At 53.2% G+C, this 14,660-nt stretch carries 12 protein-coding genes; 1 reads left to right on the top strand and 11 read right to left on the bottom strand.

Going from position 1 to position 14,660, the window contains the following annotated elements; genetic code table 11:
* The 8 genes from trxA to regB all read right to left on the bottom strand — a co-directional run bounded on the left by trxA (position 1) and on the right by regB (position 11,811).
* Entirely contained in the window at positions 1 to 321 is a 321-nt protein-coding gene (gene trxA / locus AABB29_RS06190; RefSeq protein WP_341367763.1) for a thioredoxin, read from the bottom strand.
* A 58-nt stretch (positions 322 to 379) separates the two neighbouring features.
* The gene (gene addA / locus AABB29_RS06185; RefSeq protein WP_341367764.1) at positions 380 to 3,715 is read right to left on the bottom strand and encodes a double-strand break repair helicase AddA; all 3,336 of its coding nucleotides are present in this window, start codon (positions 3,713 to 3,715) and stop codon (positions 380 to 382) included.
* Positions 3,712 to 6,639, bottom strand: coding sequence for a double-strand break repair protein AddB (gene addB, locus AABB29_RS06180; RefSeq protein WP_341367765.1), 2,928 nt, complete (start codon positions 6,637 to 6,639; stop codon positions 3,712 to 3,714). Before addB ends, addA begins: the two co-directional genes overlap by 4 nt.
* Positions 6,632 to 7,303 carry a nucleotidyltransferase family protein gene (locus tag AABB29_RS06175; RefSeq protein ID WP_341367766.1) on the bottom strand — a complete coding sequence of 224 codons (672 nt, stop codon included), beginning with the start codon at positions 7,301 to 7,303 and terminating at the stop codon, positions 6,632 to 6,634. Before AABB29_RS06175 ends, addB begins: the two co-directional genes overlap by 8 nt.
* The gene (locus tag AABB29_RS06170) at positions 7,300 to 8,277 is read right to left on the bottom strand and encodes a phosphotransferase (RefSeq protein ID WP_341367767.1); all 978 of its coding nucleotides are present in this window, start codon (positions 8,275 to 8,277) and stop codon (positions 7,300 to 7,302) included. Before AABB29_RS06170 ends, AABB29_RS06175 begins: the two co-directional genes overlap by 4 nt.
* Entirely contained in the window at positions 8,264 to 8,728 is a 465-nt protein-coding gene (tsaE, locus tag AABB29_RS06165; RefSeq protein ID WP_341367768.1) for a tRNA (adenosine(37)-N6)-threonylcarbamoyltransferase complex ATPase subunit type 1 TsaE, read from the bottom strand. Before tsaE ends, AABB29_RS06170 begins: the two co-directional genes overlap by 14 nt.
* Positions 8,729 to 8,768: 40 nt before the next feature.
* Entirely contained in the window at positions 8,769 to 10,364 is a 1,596-nt protein-coding gene (locus tag AABB29_RS06160; RefSeq protein ID WP_341367769.1) for a PAS-domain containing protein, read from the bottom strand.
* Positions 10,365 to 10,440: 76 nt separating this feature from the next.
* Positions 10,441 to 11,811, bottom strand: coding sequence for a sensor histidine kinase RegB (gene regB, locus AABB29_RS06155; RefSeq protein WP_341367770.1), 1,371 nt, complete (start codon positions 11,809 to 11,811; stop codon positions 10,441 to 10,443).
* 151 nt (positions 11,812 to 11,962) lie between these two features.
* Here regB and AABB29_RS06150 point away from each other — a divergent pair, with 151 nt between their 5' ends.
* Positions 11,963 to 12,514, top strand: a complete 552-nt coding sequence (locus tag AABB29_RS06150) for an ActR/PrrA/RegA family redox response regulator transcription factor (RefSeq protein WP_373636829.1) — start codon at positions 11,963 to 11,965, stop codon at positions 12,512 to 12,514.
* An 8-nt stretch (positions 12,515 to 12,522) separates the two neighbouring features.
* On the opposite strand, the gene AABB29_RS06145 is transcribed toward AABB29_RS06150, so the two are convergent.
* The 3 genes from AABB29_RS06145 to AABB29_RS06135 are packed head-to-tail and all read right to left on the bottom strand — an operon-like array spanning position 12,523 to position 14,587.
* Positions 12,523 to 12,984: a hypothetical protein gene (locus AABB29_RS06145; protein WP_373636828.1), complete on the bottom strand. Its 462-nt coding sequence runs from the start codon at positions 12,982 to 12,984 to the stop codon at positions 12,523 to 12,525.
* Between the two features lie 8 nt (positions 12,985 to 12,992).
* Positions 12,993 to 13,523 (bottom strand): GspMb/PilO family protein, encoded by a 531-nt coding sequence (locus AABB29_RS06140; protein ID WP_341367772.1) that lies wholly within the window; start codon positions 13,521 to 13,523, stop codon positions 12,993 to 12,995.
* Positions 13,520 to 14,587, bottom strand: coding sequence for a PilN domain-containing protein (locus AABB29_RS06135; RefSeq protein WP_341367773.1), 1,068 nt, complete (start codon positions 14,585 to 14,587; stop codon positions 13,520 to 13,522). Before AABB29_RS06135 ends, AABB29_RS06140 begins: the two co-directional genes overlap by 4 nt.
* Between the last annotated feature and the right edge of the window lie 73 nt (positions 14,588 to 14,660).

The following is a 14,660-nucleotide window of genomic DNA, read 5'->3' as shown; positions in this document are numbered from 1 at the left end:
TTAGATCGAATCTTCAATCCAGCCCTGAATTGCAGCTTTGGGTGCAGCGCCAGCTTTGTTCGACACAACTTCACCGCCTTTGAAGACAAACAGTGCTGGGATACCGCGTACACCCAACTGCGCGGGCGAGTTTGGGTTGTCATCAATATTGACTTTGACGATTTTGACCTTGCCGTTCATTTCGTCGGACAATTCTTCCAGCGCAGGGCCGATCTGTTTGCATGGTCCACACCATTCTGCCCAGAAATCCACAACGACGGGGATATCGGACTGACGCACTTCGGCGTCAAAGGTTGCGTCTGTTACTGCTACAGTTGCCATCAGGTGTCTCCTTGGCGAGAAATACGGAGACCGAAACTAGGAACCTCAACCGAAATCGTCAAGACGCTGCAACAGCGATCAGCGCATCGTGAAGTTGGTCTTTCGGAATGAGCATCAATTTCGCGGTCGCTGTCCAAAGGATTGCGGTTTGGATCCGATGATTTGGATAGATCTGCCGAAGCGCCGCATCATACGCTGCCATCTGGTTCAACAGACCGACAGGGACATTTGCGGGATTATCAGGCACAAGCCGGTTTGATTTGAAATCAATGGCCAGTACTTCGTCATCTTGAACGATTAACCGGTCGATGGTGCCATGCATCCGGCCCAAACCGATGATATCGGCTGTGATATCAACTTCGCAAAGCGCATCATCCGTCCAGATATGCGCTAGATCAGGATGATCGATCAGCGTGATCGCTTCTGCGATGATATCAGGATCATCCACAAGCATCCGACCAAGATTGGTTCGATCTTGGCGGTCAGCGTTCGGCAAATGCTCGAGAAGCTTGTGGATCAGTGTCCCTCGTTCCATCGCATCTTCATTGCTGGTGCCTGACAGATCGCCCGGCAGAACCTTTTTGCCCGGCAGATCAGAGGGTGCGACTGTTACAATCCGTTCAACTGCGGGAAGCGGGCCAAATTCTGGCACCGTGATTTCCGGTTGATTTATGGGGGCTTTGATCTCGATACTTGGACCATTCCAATCAAGCTCTGCGACGCGTTTAATGGGCAAATCCCCCGCAGTCGCATCAAATAGACCCCGTCGCTGCATCCCGTTCTGCACAATATTGTACCAGCTTGCATTGCCGTCACCAACATCCCCTGCAGCCGCTACGATCAACCATTTTTCGGCACGGGTCATGGCCACATATAGCAACCGGGCGCGTTCTTGATTTTGGCGTTCAATCACCTCATCGCGCAGCTGCATTACAGCGGGTGCTGATGCCTTGGTTGGCGTTTTCCAAATCAGATGTTCACCCGAAGGCAGGAACTCGGCATTCAGTTTAACATCGCGCTTTGCAGCATCTGGAAGAATGACAATGGGTGCTTCCAGTCCCTTCGCGCCATGAACCGTCATGACCCTGATGCGGTTACCCTGACTATCCATCTGGCGTTTGACCTCAACATCCTCGGTTTCGATCCAGGTCAGGAAGCCGGTCAAACTGGGAACGCCATTGCTTTCATAACTCAATGCTTGGTGAAGCAACGCATCAATGCCGTCCTCTGCCTCGGGGCCAAGGCGGGCCAGCAAGTTTTGTCGGCCTTGATGACGGATCAGCACCCGTTCAATCAGATCGTAGGGGCGTAAAAAGTCAGCCTGTTTGCGCAGATCGTTTAGAATGGCAAGTGTCTGAGGGTGATCAGCATGACGCAGCGCCGCCCAGAGATGGCTTTTCTCTGGCCGGTGATGGGCAAGCGTGAACAGCTGTTGCTCTGACCAACCGAACAAGGGTGATCGCAGTGCCGCCGCCAAAGACAGATCATCCTCTGGCAAGGCAAGAAAACTCAGCAATGCCGTAAGGTCTTTGACAGCCAATTCTGCACCAATGCGCAAACGATCAGCTCCGGCAATTTCAAGATTGGCAGCCTTACAAGCGCGAATAATCTCAGCAAACAGGTCTGAGCGTCGTTGTACGAGAATTAGAAAATCACCCTCAGTGATCGGGCGAGAGGCATAGGTGTTGGTATTGTCGATCTCAACCGGAAGGGTTTCTTCCTTGATCATCCGTTTGATTTGCGCGGCAACCTGATTTGCTAAAAGAACGGTATGGTCGGTTTCGCTTGGTTCATCGACTGGTTTGTACCAAACACGGGTATCATCGGTTTTGGATTTTTCGATAACCGGCCACAAATCGACGCGGCCAGGCATCTCTGTCTTAAAGGCAATATGGCTGAGGCGGTCATCCATACCAGCGGCCAATTCACCGGTGAATGTCTCATCGACAACCGATAATATCGCTTGGGCCGAACGAAAGGAATGATCAAGCGATGTTGCTTCAAACGGTTTGCCAATCGCCGCATGAGCCCCCTGGAAATGGTCCTTCATTTCATCAAAAGCCGCCGGATCAGCCCCCTGAAATGAATAGATGGATTGTTTCTTATCGCCGACGACAAAAACCGTGCGCTGCCGATCTGGACGGGCGCCTTCGCCGGTTGCAAATTCTTGGGTCAGTTGTTTGATCACAGACCATTGGGTCGGGCTGGTATCCTGTGCTTCATCGACCAATACGTGATCGATGCCACCGTCAAGGCGAAACAAAACCCATTGGGCGACATTTGGGTCAATCAAAAGGGCATTTGCCTTATGGATCAGATCATCGAAATCCAAGGCACCCATTGCCAGCTTGCGTGCTTCATAGTTTGGGACAAATTTGGTGCCAAACGCGTATAATGCTTGGGTTCGTTCAACCGCATCCATCGTCCAAAGATGGCGGCAGGCTTCCGCAGTGCGGTCCATCCAATCATGGACCTCTTCGGCGATGGGCGCCATCGCTTCTACGGCTTTTGTATGGTTGCTCTGCGGAAAGTTGGCGGATTTAGAGTTTGCTGTACCCGCATAAAGAAACAAACCGAACAATGTGTCCAAGGTTGACCAATCAGGATCCTCCAGATCAAGGGCGGCAAGGGCGGCGGCGAATTTCTTGTAGCTGGGGGACTCATTGGCAAAACATGCGGTCAGGTTGGAAACGATGTCAGCTTCAGTGCCGGTAAATGCTATTTTCAGCGCGTCCGAACGCATGGCATCTGGGGCCAAACCAAGCGAGGTTTTGATTTCAGCGACCGAATGATCCGCTTTGAAGGTGTCGCGATGAGACGCGATTTCCGCGGTCAGTTTTGATAGATCGTCGCCAGTGAAATGGCTCAAAAGCTCATGCACAACAGTCGCATCATCACCGGAGAGCATTTGATCAACAACATCGGCACGTAGTCGCTCTGCATCGCGATCTTCCATTTCGCGAAATTGTGGGCTGACCTGTGCTTCGAGCGGGAAGCGCCGCAAGATGCTGGCACAGAATGAATGAATCGTCTGAATTTTAAGCCCGCCCGGAGTTTCGATCGCCCGGGCAAACAATGTGCGCGCCTCTTTTAACTGGTCTGTATCGATGGCACGATCAACGCCGAGTGACTGCAGGTCATGGGTTAGTTGTGCGGCGGGCATCATGGCCCAAGTGCCCAGTCTTTTGAAAAGACGGTTCTGCATCTCGGCAGCCGCAGCTTTGGTATAGGTCAGACAAAGAATGTTTTGCGGGGACACACCGTCCAGCAAAAGCCGAGCCACCCGGTCAGTCAGAACGCGGGTCTTCCCCGATCCAGCATTGGCAGACAGCCAAGTTGAAACCTGCGGGTCAGCAGCATCGATTTGACGCTGAGAGGCAGCATCGCGGATCATGTCAAAACCATAGGATAAGGTGTGTCGCTTGTATCCCATTCGCCAAATCGAGACAGATGATCATAGGCGCCAAAGTCATTTTTTGAAAACAGTGCCAACCGTGCAGTGTAACCCTGCGAGGGCACTTGCCAATTTTCAAAAAGCGTCTCTAACTCTGCCCAAACCTGCGCAACGGGCTGCTTTTTCAACGGGGCTTTGACGGTTTTTAACGCTGCATTCACGCCGATAAAGGCAGCATCCTGAACGGGTGTAGCAGGTATTTTGTCAAAGCCGCCCTTTTCCAGCATAGCCGCTTCCAGCAACAGTTGTTTGTCGAACTTTTCCTGCTGAGGCCCGGTTGGGACGGCGCCCGTTTTATAGTCATATATGATGGCAGACCCATCATTGGTTTTGTCGATCCGGTCCGCTTTGCAGGTTAAGGTCATACCAAGATGTGGAATTGTAACTTTACCCGCCGCCTCGACCACACGATCTGATGCAAGCGTCTGGCGTTCGGCCTCTGCATCCAAAAACTTGGGGGCGATAGCATTCAGTTTGGCAACCCACTGCGCTTGGATTGTCGGCCATGGACAGTGTTCCTGAAACTGCTGCCGTGCGATTTTCATAAATGTCGCATGGTCTAGCGGATCATGGTTTTCTTTTATGAACGTTTCGAGGATCCCATGAACGATTGTGCCGCGTAAGGGCGCATTTGCATTGGGGATCAAAGGTTCGAGCGGGGACAGTTGCAGGATTTTCCGGGCATAGATCGCATAAGGATCCCGGATGAGGGTTTTGATCTGCGTGACCGAAAACCGCTTTGGTCGGGCAATAACTGGTGGGCAAGGTGCTGGGCGCGGGCTTGGTTCTTCACGCGTGGATGGGGTCGAAAGTTCTGCTGACATGGCCAGCCAATGGTCCCCTCGGGACCGCATCGCTTCCAATGCGTCTGGCCCACCTTGGGCAGCCAATCCCGATAGTAAATTTGTCAGGCGATTGATCCAGCGCGACGGAACCGTCTCAGAATCCGCCGATCGTTTAGCCCGCGTGATCCAGACGTCAGAACCGGCAACAGCTTGTTGGTAATCATGCGCCGAAAGGCCGATTTTACGTTCGGGCAGCAGTAATCCGGCCTGCGCACGCATTGTTCTGTTCAGCCAAGGGTCTGGTGGTGGCGCTTCCGGCCAAACGCCCTCATTCATGCCGCCAAGGATGGTTAAATCAACACCGTGAACACGCGCTTCTAAGGTGCCCCAAATCAGAATACCCGGGTGGCCGGCATCCCGATTGCGGACCGTTCCACTTGAAATGATGGCGTTAAACAGCGCGGCATAGTCGTGTTGGGATAAACTGCCCGCCGCGTCAGCCGCTTGGCGCAACTCATCGCAAATTCGTTTTGCTTCACGTCCAGCGGCCTCTTGCCATAGACCTCCGGTTCCATCGGCGCCCGGCCCGGCGCTAAGCTGTTCGGCCAGTGCAATATGTTGATCCAAAAGAAGATGAAGCGGCCCGATATCCTTCGCCGCACCAGCTTGGATGATGACGCATAGCCAGGTGGCCCACTTGATACGCGCATCGTTCCCTTTGGCCCAGCGCATCAGAATTTCTTCGCTGGGAAAGGGGATGCCGCGATCACGCAGATAAAGCTCTAACTCGCGGGTGTGGCGCAGATGTTCGCCGCGATCATCCCGGTTCGAATGACACAGAGGGTGCTTCAGTACAGTCAAAAGCAAAACCGAGGTTAACGGCTTTGCTATCAATTCGCCGACATGACGCAAAAACCGGCCCGGAGGAGAAAGGGCAAGCGGCGTGCCAGCGCTGTCATCGGGAACAATATCCCAACGGTCCAGTGCCGCGGTTACTTGACGGGTCAACGTCCGATCAGGCGAGATTAATGCTGCGGTAATCCCATCCTCGGCCGCTTGCCGCAGACGCAGGGCGATGGCCTCGGCCTCAGCTCTCGGAGAAGACGCCTCTATCAGCGTTAGGCCTCGGGTCGCGTCCTCCAGATTACCCAGCTTCGGTCCGTCTTGTAACCACTGATCAGTGACGGGGGCAGGGCGAAGTGATAGTGATATTAATGCGTTACGCGCTGTGTGGGGTTCGGCTGCGGCCGACCAGTTTCTGACATCTTGCCTTCCAAAATCGATCCGATCCATTAAGCGCTTGAAGCGATATTGTGGGTGATCTTCGGATGTTTTGGTGTCGGCCATTGCGGCCCAGGCGGCATCAGGCAAATCAAAGTCGAACCCTGGCAAGATGATCGCACCTTGGGGCAGTTTTGCCACTGCCTGCATGAACAGGGCTGTTGCACCGCGTGATCCGGTTGAGCCCGCAACGATGATCGGATGGGTGGGCGGTGTGGCTGCCCACCTTTCAGTCAAAGCCTCAATAACAAGGCGCTGGCGCGCCTCCAGATCTGGCCGCTCTGCATCATCCCCGAAGAACGGTGCAATAATATTGACGAATTTAAGCGCGCGTTCCCAGTGCCCGGACTGATCAGTGACATCCAACGCGGCGATGGCGTCTGGACTGACCCCTTCGCCCTGCATCTCATCCATCAGGTTTGCCAGACTATCAGACAGATCGTATAAGGCGGTTTGTGGCGCCAGATCGGGTTCCTGCTCCAACAGTTTAGCCACGAATTGCGACAACTCTAGTCTGCGCCGAAGCGGTGAAACCGCAGGGGCAATACCCATTGATACCGGGTCTGAGGCCAGATCAGTGATCAGTCGGATCCGAGGCAACAATCGCGCGGGGCCCGCATCAAATACCGATCTGATACGGCGCTGCATACGTGTGGTATTTACATAGATTTCTGTGCGCGCCCACATTTCGGGCGTCAACCCACCGGCACGGTCCAGCAACCCATCGACCAGACCTGTTGCAAAGTCTGCGCCCGGGGGCAGCGCAAAAACACGTGGGTGATCGCTCTCCTCAAACATCTAGCATCGCTTCGGCGAGTGGGATGCTATCAGGTTGGCCAACGTCACACCAACCGCCATCATAAAGGCAGCCAAATAGGCCACCTCGCGCTGCGATTTGGTCCCAAACAACGTTCATTGAAAACGCAGTCTCTTCTATGTTGGCAAAGCAGTCGGTACGGATCATCTGCAGGCCTGTATAAACGGGGCCTGGCGCGCGCTCCAGCTGCCCATTGTCCAAGATGTTAAAATCACCACGGCCTGAATGACCGACTGCCCGATCCTTTGGTACAAGGACAAGCAGGGCTTCCATGTGATCTTTCCAAGACTCCAAAAGAAACTTGATCGGGTTCGGCCCTTTCCAAACGGCATCTGTATTCATGGTCAGCACAGGGTTCCCTTTTAGTGCAGGGATTGCCTTTTTTAACCCACCACCGGTTTCAAGCAATTGTGTCGTTTCATCCGAGAAAACGACAGCCCGGTTGCGCAAATGCTCCGTGATCATATTGGCGCGATAGTGGATGTTCACAACGCGTCGTTCCACTTGGGGGATTTCAGCAAGATCCAGCGCGTGATCAATCAAGGCGCGGCCAGCAACTTTGACCAAAGGTTTTGGCTTATCTTTGACAAGCACACCCATACGGGTCCCCAAACCCGCTGCAAAGAACAAAATGGGTGCATTCATTGTCGTAGGCTTTCCAGGAAATCATGATCAGGGAATGGTAGAGTGTCGTTAATTGCATCACGCAGATTAGCCAATGCAGCGTGATCTAAGTCTTGCTGAATATTATACCAAACGCGTGGGATCAGATCGATATAGCGGGGCTTATTCATGACGGTGGCCAGCCGCGCAAAGATGCCAAGGATTCGAAGGTTTCGCTGTATGCCCAAACAGGCGAGCTGCGTTCGAAAGCCCTGATCTTTCCCAGTTTTGTCGAAATAATACTGTAGCATGTCTTGGACAAAATCAGGATCGGTATCTCGGCGCGCATCGCGTAGCAATGAGACAAGATCATATCCGCAAGGCGCAACAATAGCGTCTTGAAAATCGAGTAACCCGACGCGTGCCGTACCCGTTTGATCCGGCCGCCAAATCAGATTTTCAGCATGAAAATCGCGCAATGCGAATGTGTCGGCATCGTACGCAAATTGGCGCAAGGCCTGTAGCAATTCGTTTTGCAAGTCACGGATTGGGCCTTGGGCATAACACTCCCCGGTGACCGCAATCATGTCAGCACCCAGCTCCGGGGTCAGTCGGGTCAGATCGGTGGGGGGACGGCAGCTTTCCAACCTAATCAATATGTCGATTGCCGCTTTATATAGTTCCGCCGCATCATCAGGCTTCGATCGAAGCCATTCGGCAAAGTCCAATTGGCCCAGATCACTAAGCACAAGAATACCATCTGCCAGTTCTTGGGCCAGGATGCGTGGCGGATTAAGTCCGCATTCGGATAGGTATTTTGCAACCGCGATGAACTGTTCGGTATTGTCGACCTGATTGGGTGGTGCATCCATTAGGATGACTGATGCACCTTCTTTTTCAAGCCGGGTATAGCTACGTGCGGATGCATCTGCCACGATGGGTCTGCGCGCCCAGCCTACCCACCTTGACTGTGCTAAGAAATTTTCAATCACGGCTTCACGGTCAGAATGCGACATTGTGCAACCTGTCAGCCCATCTGTTAGTCATATGCAACGTCACTGAATGTGTGTTGTTATCCGCGGTAAACCCAAGCCTTAGAGCATTATCAGGGATATCATCGCCAAGCCTATCAGGCCATTCGATCAAACAGATTGACGTTTCAAAAGCCTCGTCTAAACCCAGCTCCAGCACTTCGTCGGGGGCGGTCAGGCGATACAGATCGCAATGCCAGATATCACCATCAGGTGCGTGGTATGTCTGAACCAGGGTAAAAGTCGGTGAGGGGACATCTTCCTGTTGACCAAGTCGGGCGCGAATAACCGCGCGCGAAAACGCGGTTTTGCCACTGCCGATATCCCCCTCCAGCAATAATGTATCGCCGGGCTGCAAGATCGCGGCAATCCTTCCGGCGAATTCTCTGGTGTCGCTTTCATCTGGAAGAGAAATGGTCGTGCCTGCGGTGATCATGCTGAGACATTATGATCTCTGATCTCACCTGCAAGCCAAATCAGCGTTTTGCACTTAAGAGCGCAGGGTCGGACATCGTCAGTTTGCTGATCACGGGTGTTTTCGGTGGTGCGAAGTCAAAGCGGACCATCGTCATGCCGCCGGCGATGGGATTGGCATGACACCGGATATGTCTGCCATCATCAAGAATAGCGTCATCAGCCCATGTTTTTCGTGTGCCCGAGCCGTAGATGAAATCCCGCATTTCGGACCACATTCGCGTTGGCGTGCAGCGGCCACGCCAGGTTTCCAACTCCGTTTGAAGCGCACGTTGATCGTGATAACTCGGTTCTGCGGTGTCCCAAAGATCAGCATAGGCTTTATTGGACATAACCAGCGAACCAGTACTGGAAAAAACAGCGATTGCATCGCCCAATGTATCCAGAACGGCTTGGCCGGTCTCAATATCTGAACGAAACCTACGTGTTAAGGATATTTCTGCGCTGATATCTTCAAACAGAAGTGCGAATGCACCATCGGGATGGGGCCTTCCGGTGATGCGATAAGTCTGTCCATCGGGTAATTCCCAAACCTCACAATAGGTCCCTTCTCTGGCTTCAGCTTCGAGCGCTGTGAATTGTTCGCGCCAACTGGCATAGTTTTTGGGCTCCGGCAAAATGCGTGTTTCGCGGAGACGATCCAGGACAGTGTCGATACTTGGTCTGCTGCTGAGAAATTCAATCGGAAGCCGGGTCAGTTCATGCAAAGCTGGGTTAAACATGGCCAGCTGACGGCGCTTGTCGAAAATCGCAAGACCGGTCGAAAGTTCGGCAAATGTCTTACCAAGGGTCTGAACAAAATTGTGCCTTTGCCGGTCTGCGCGTACGGCAGCGTTGGCATCGGTGGCGAAATGAAGAAACCCGTTTTGCTGGGCCACAGTTGTCACGTCAAACCAATGCTCGGCAGATTTGTCCGGCAGTGTTACAGCAACACGGCGACTTGTAGAGCCGGCATGCGCTGTTGCGTCTGTCAGATCAGGAAAGACGGATTTGCTGGGCCAGGTCGGCGTTACAGTTTCAATGCCTGTTCTCAAGCGATCCGAAAAACTAAGATATGCCTGATTTGCCCAGATCAAACGGCCATTACCGTTCTCTTGCCAAATCAATTGGGGTGTATGCTTTGTCAGCTCACGCATCATTGAAAGTTCAGCAAGGCGAACATCATGCTCCAGCATGTCTGTTACTTTAGTTGGTCCATTCGAAACCTCGTCAGTCACAGCTATACGAAGAACAGGACCCTCCCTTTCGATATGCATCGACAGGGCATTGGGGTGTTCACCGTCAACACGGACATGACCTTTGTCGTGGGCCGCAAGAACATCCTCCAGGTTGATAAAGTGGGCACCTAAGACATGCAGCGTGGCTTCATATTCAGACATCTTTTGAACATGGGGCGCAATCATCGCCAACGCATCCGGGGTGGCATCAATCAGATCTTTGTCTTGAAATAGAAAAACTGGTCCGTCCCCGGCCCTACCAAGCTGTAGATTTGGTCTGGTTCTGCGATTGTCCATGCGCAGTAACAGGGTAAATAACCCGGCAGCGCCGATCGTGGCGATCACACCTAAAATTATCAGTTCTGATAAACCAAATGACATCGCGTTCATCCTCGCATATCGCCATAGATGAACATCGAATATGAAGGTTAATGCAGCGTTAAGTGCTTGAAAAAGGTTACGTCCAGGGATCGTTGGGCTGGTTTTCACCAAGGGCGGGTGTTTGTTCCGATGCGACGGGTGAAAGCACATCACGCGGCCAGACAACATCGATAACAGCACCTCCTGATGCGCCATTGGCAAAAGTTAACGTGGCGCCAGATCGTTCGAGCAAGGTCTTTGCAATGAACAGACCCAGACCCATCCCGTCATAACCGGGCCGTCTGGGCCCATCTTCGGATAGGCGGCGGCGTTTGACATAAGGTTCACCAATGCGGCCAATCACTGATTGGGGGAACCCGCGCCCATCATCTGCGATACGAATAGTAATCTGTTCAGGTGACCATATGGCCGAGACGGCGACCTCTGAACGCGCAAAGTCTACGGCATTCTGAATCAAATTGCGCAGCCCATGAATGATCTCGGGTCGACGGGGAATCGCAGGTTGTGAAGGTTCGCCATCATCGCCGGGTGTGATATCAAAAATAACCTCTTTGCCCCGGTCCAGATGCGGTTCCGCCGCATCACGCAGGACAGTTTCGATCGGGGCATGCTTGAGGTGGAGATCATCTTTCCCCGCTCGGCCCATCGAATGCAGGATATCGCGGCATCGATCTGCTTGGCTGCGGATTAACTCTGCGTCCTCAATCAGGTCCGGATGGTCAGAGAGCTCTTCCATCAACTCGCTACTGACCAGCTTGATTGTAGCGAGCGGCGTGCCAAGCTCATGGGCTGTCGCTGCGACAACGCCGCCCAGATCCGTCAACTTCTGTTCCCGCGCCAATGCAAGCTGGGTTGCGACCAGCGCTTCACCCATGGTGTGCATTTCGGTTGTGACCTGCCGTGCGTAGATCGCCAGAAAAACGACACTAATCATCAACGCGACCCAAAATCCAAATTGAAACAGGACAGGCAAGGACAGGATCGCACCATCCGCGGTTACGATAGGGATGTGATATCGGCTGATCAGGCTGAGCAACAGCAGCGCGAGCACACCCAGAACGATGGTACTGCTGCGATGAAGCACCGTCGCTGCGATTGTCACTGGCGCCATGATCAGCATCGCAAACGGGTTGTTTAGCCCACCTGTCAAAAACAGCAAAAAGCTTAGCTGAACGATATCAAAAATCAGCCAAACAAAGCCTTCGCGTTCCGACAGACGCCGATTTTCGGGATAGGCAAAAAAGCAAAAGATATTCGCGGCCACCGAACCGCCAATGACGACGGCCGGAAGGCCAACATTGATCTGTAAATGATAAACTTTGATCGCCGCGAAGACGGCGATAGCCTGCCCGATAATCGCAAACCAACGCAGGGTCATCAGGGTGCGCAAACGGACCCAGTTACTGCGCTTTTGTTCTTGGAATAGCTGGATTTCGGTGGCTTGCATCTGGTTGTCCCGGGGTGTCCCGTCTAAAGATAGGCCGCAGCTAGGGGGTGATCAATGCAGCGGTTTGAACGCGGGTCTACCGCACTTGCCACAGGATTGACCTTCTTCCTTGCTGGTCTACCTTCCGTAGAAGTTCAGAAAGGGCGTAGCTATGAATACCGACGGTTTGGATCTGGGTGACGATAAAAGTCTGCTTCTTGTCGATGACGACGAAGCGTTCTTGCGCCGCTTGGCAAAAGCGATGGAGAAACGCGGGTTTGAGGTCGAAACGGCCGGGTCTGTTGCGGCGGGAACAGCCATCGCGACTGCGCGCCCGCCGGCCTATGCGGTCGTCGATCTGCGTCTTGAAGACGGAAATGGGCTGGACGTTGTTGAAAAACTGCGCGCGCGCCGCCCGGAAAGCCGCATCGTGGTTTTGACAGGATACGGAGCAATCGCGACAGCCGTAGCGGCCGTGAAAATCGGTGCGACCGATTACCTGGCGAAGCCAGCTGATGCAACTGATGTGACAAACGCACTTCTTGCTGGCGCCGACACGCTTCCACCGCCCCCGGAAAACCCGATGAGCGCTGACCGCGTGCGTTGGGAACACATCCAGCGCGTATACGAACTCTGCGATCGAAACGTGTCCGAGACCGCGCGGCGTCTGTCGATGCACCGGCGGACATTGCAACGGATTTTGGCTAAGCGCAGCCCGCGCTAAGGTCGCGATTAATTTGAAGAAGACAGCCCGATAAGCTGCTGTTCCCCGTCGGGGTTGATGACGGTGACGGTGGTGGGGGTAATGTCTACTATTTCCCAACCGCTAAACCGGTCTCCGACGCGTTGACGCAAAACTTCGTTGCTGTTGGATAGACTCAGAAGCGCAATATAGACATCGTCGTTCTTCAGCACACCTGTTAGTACTAAAGAAACCTGTTCAGGTGCAGATTGAACAGTCTCGGCCACCACGGGGGGGCGCCTTGTCACATGAAATAAGGGGCGTTCGACGAGCGATTGCGCACCATTTTGCAGCACGCCCAAGCTGGGATCTTCCGTTGAAGCTGCATCACTTTGCTGAACGGATCCTGTTTCGGCTCTTGTTTCACTATTCAAAGGCAACCAAATGACCCCAGCGAGCGCGATACATAAGGCAGTTGCAACGAGCGGAGCAAATGATTGCACTTTTTCCAAGGTTGTCTTCATTGTGTCGAAAACCCGCTAAGCTTAAGCTGAATGGCCAAAAGCCGTTCTTCGTTATTTCGGGTACCACGGGCGCGGCGCAGGTTGATATTATCGACAATAACCATGGGTTCATGCGCAGCTAAGTTCTGTAAATAACCGCCCAATTGATTTTCTGGAACAACGCCGTTCAGTGTAAGCGCCATACGAACATTGCCCTGCACTTGCTCGATCTGATCGGCACGAATAACTTCAAGCCTAACCTGATATTGCTGTGCAAGATCCTGCATGTCGCTTTGCATTTCAGATTGCGACAACTGGGGTGTTTCATTTTGATAAAAACTGACTTGGGCGCTGTTTGCCCTCGACGCGTTCGACAATTGTTCGGCGCGGGCAATTGTCGCGTTCAACTCATCGATATTGGCAAAGCGCTGGGCCGTGAAGTTCCAGATCATCAGCGCGATTAAGATGATCAAGACGGATACGCCGATGATCAGCATGGTGCCAAACCGGCGGACAGCGCGGGGGTTTTGGAAAATAAACTCGCTCATCCCAAATTCCCCGTCAGCGTGGCATCGATGCGAAAGCGTTCTTGGTTTTGCGTGTTATCGCGCGTTACCGGAGAGCCAAACTGGATATCGGATAAGGCATCCAGTGTTGAAAGCAACCGGGTGACTTCGGCAGCAGAGGGGGCGTAGCCCGTAATGGTCATGCGGTCGTCTTCAATAGTTAACTGCTCAAGCCATACGTCATCTGGCAAAAGACCTGCAAGGCTGCCAACCAGCGCGCTTCGTGCAGCGCCTTCGTCTCGCAATTCTTTCAAGGCTTGGACACGGGCGGCTTCAGCGGCGCGCTGTGCAATCTGGGCATTCGCAGCCGACGCCTGGGCAGACACAGAACTGTTCTGCGTCGATTGCACTGCAAACAAGGCAACGGCCGAGATGAGAAGAATGATCAATGCAATCGCAGGCGCGCGCAGGGACGGGGGTACTTTGCGAATGCTTTCGCCGACGGTGCGCGGGCCCTTTAAGCGGCGCAGTGGCGTTAGCCAGCTGGGATAGACTGCTAGCTTTGTTGTGCCATCAGGTGCGGTACGTCTGGCGAGGTTGATTGTCTTTCCGGTTTCCTTAAATGCTGCGATCACCCAATCGATAGAAGCATTCAAAACGATGGCCGCCTCAACCTGCCAATCAAGTGTTTCCGTTTCCTTGGCGCGCCAAAACCAGACGCATTGATCACGCTGAAATGGTGACCTGTAGGCGAGTTCGGCGTCGATCATGGCTTCCAGATCACTGAACGGGGCGTTTGGAATAGTAAAGCTTAGATCAAGGGCGGTACGGCCGTGAAAGATGACATCTAAACGTTTTTCAGGCAGTTCCCGCAACTCTGCCGCAAGCGTGTTTGGATCATCAAACTCGGTGACATCTTCATCAATACGGATCGCAAAACCCTTATCTCTGACGATGACTTCTGGTGGGGGTGCTTTGGTCGGGATTCGGCGTGGTGCGTTCAGCATTGCCAAACCGGCTGAGGCCAGATTTACGTATTTTGTCAGTGTGTTGACAGATTTACGGACCGAAGATGGTTTGGATGACTGATCATCAGTTTGCGTCATACCAAAGGGGCCTCAAAAAAGTTGCGCTGAAGGACATGTAGCCCTTCAGCGCATTCGATTACAACATTATCGC

This window comes from Yoonia sp. BS5-3, from assembly GCF_038069655.2.
Taxonomy (GTDB): domain Bacteria; phylum Pseudomonadota; class Alphaproteobacteria; order Rhodobacterales; family Rhodobacteraceae; genus Yoonia; species Yoonia phaeophyticola.
This window is presented reverse-complemented; position numbering and strand designations above follow the sequence as displayed.

What these genes read in the sequence shown, in the direction of transcription:
- regB (WP_341367770.1), bottom strand. Translation starts at nt 11,811, where the DNA reads ATGCAAGCCACCGAAATCCAGCTATTCCAAGAACAAAAGCGCAGTAAC.
- AABB29_RS06160 (WP_341367769.1), bottom strand. Translation starts at nt 10,364, where the DNA reads ATGTCATTTGGTTTATCAGAACTGATAATTTTAGGTGTGATCGCCACG.
- tsaE (WP_341367768.1), bottom strand. Translation starts at nt 8,728, where the DNA reads ATGATCACCGCAGGCACGACCATTTCTCTTCCAGATGAAAGCGACACC.
- addB (WP_341367765.1), bottom strand. Translation starts at nt 6,639, where the DNA reads ATGTTTGAGGAGAGCGATCACCCACGTGTTTTTGCGCTGCCCCCGGGC.
- trxA (WP_341367763.1), bottom strand. Translation starts at nt 321, where the DNA reads ATGGCAACTGTAGCAGTAACAGACGCAACCTTTGACGCCGAAGTGCGT.
- AABB29_RS06140 (WP_341367772.1), bottom strand. Translation starts at nt 13,523, where the DNA reads ATGAGCGAGTTTATTTTCCAAAACCCCCGCGCTGTCCGCCGGTTTGGC.
- AABB29_RS06135 (WP_341367773.1), bottom strand. Translation starts at nt 14,587, where the DNA reads ATGACGCAAACTGATGATCAGTCATCCAAACCATCTTCGGTCCGTAAA.
- AABB29_RS06170 (WP_341367767.1), bottom strand. Translation starts at nt 8,277, where the DNA reads ATGTCGCATTCTGACCGTGAAGCCGTGATTGAAAATTTCTTAGCACAG.
- addA (WP_341367764.1), bottom strand. Translation starts at nt 3,715, where the DNA reads ATGATCCGCGATGCTGCCTCTCAGCGTCAAATCGATGCTGCTGACCCG.
- AABB29_RS06175 (WP_341367766.1), bottom strand. Translation starts at nt 7,303, where the DNA reads ATGAATGCACCCATTTTGTTCTTTGCAGCGGGTTTGGGGACCCGTATG.
- AABB29_RS06150 (WP_373636829.1), top strand. Translation starts at nt 11,963, where the DNA reads ATGAATACCGACGGTTTGGATCTGGGTGACGATAAAAGTCTGCTTCTT.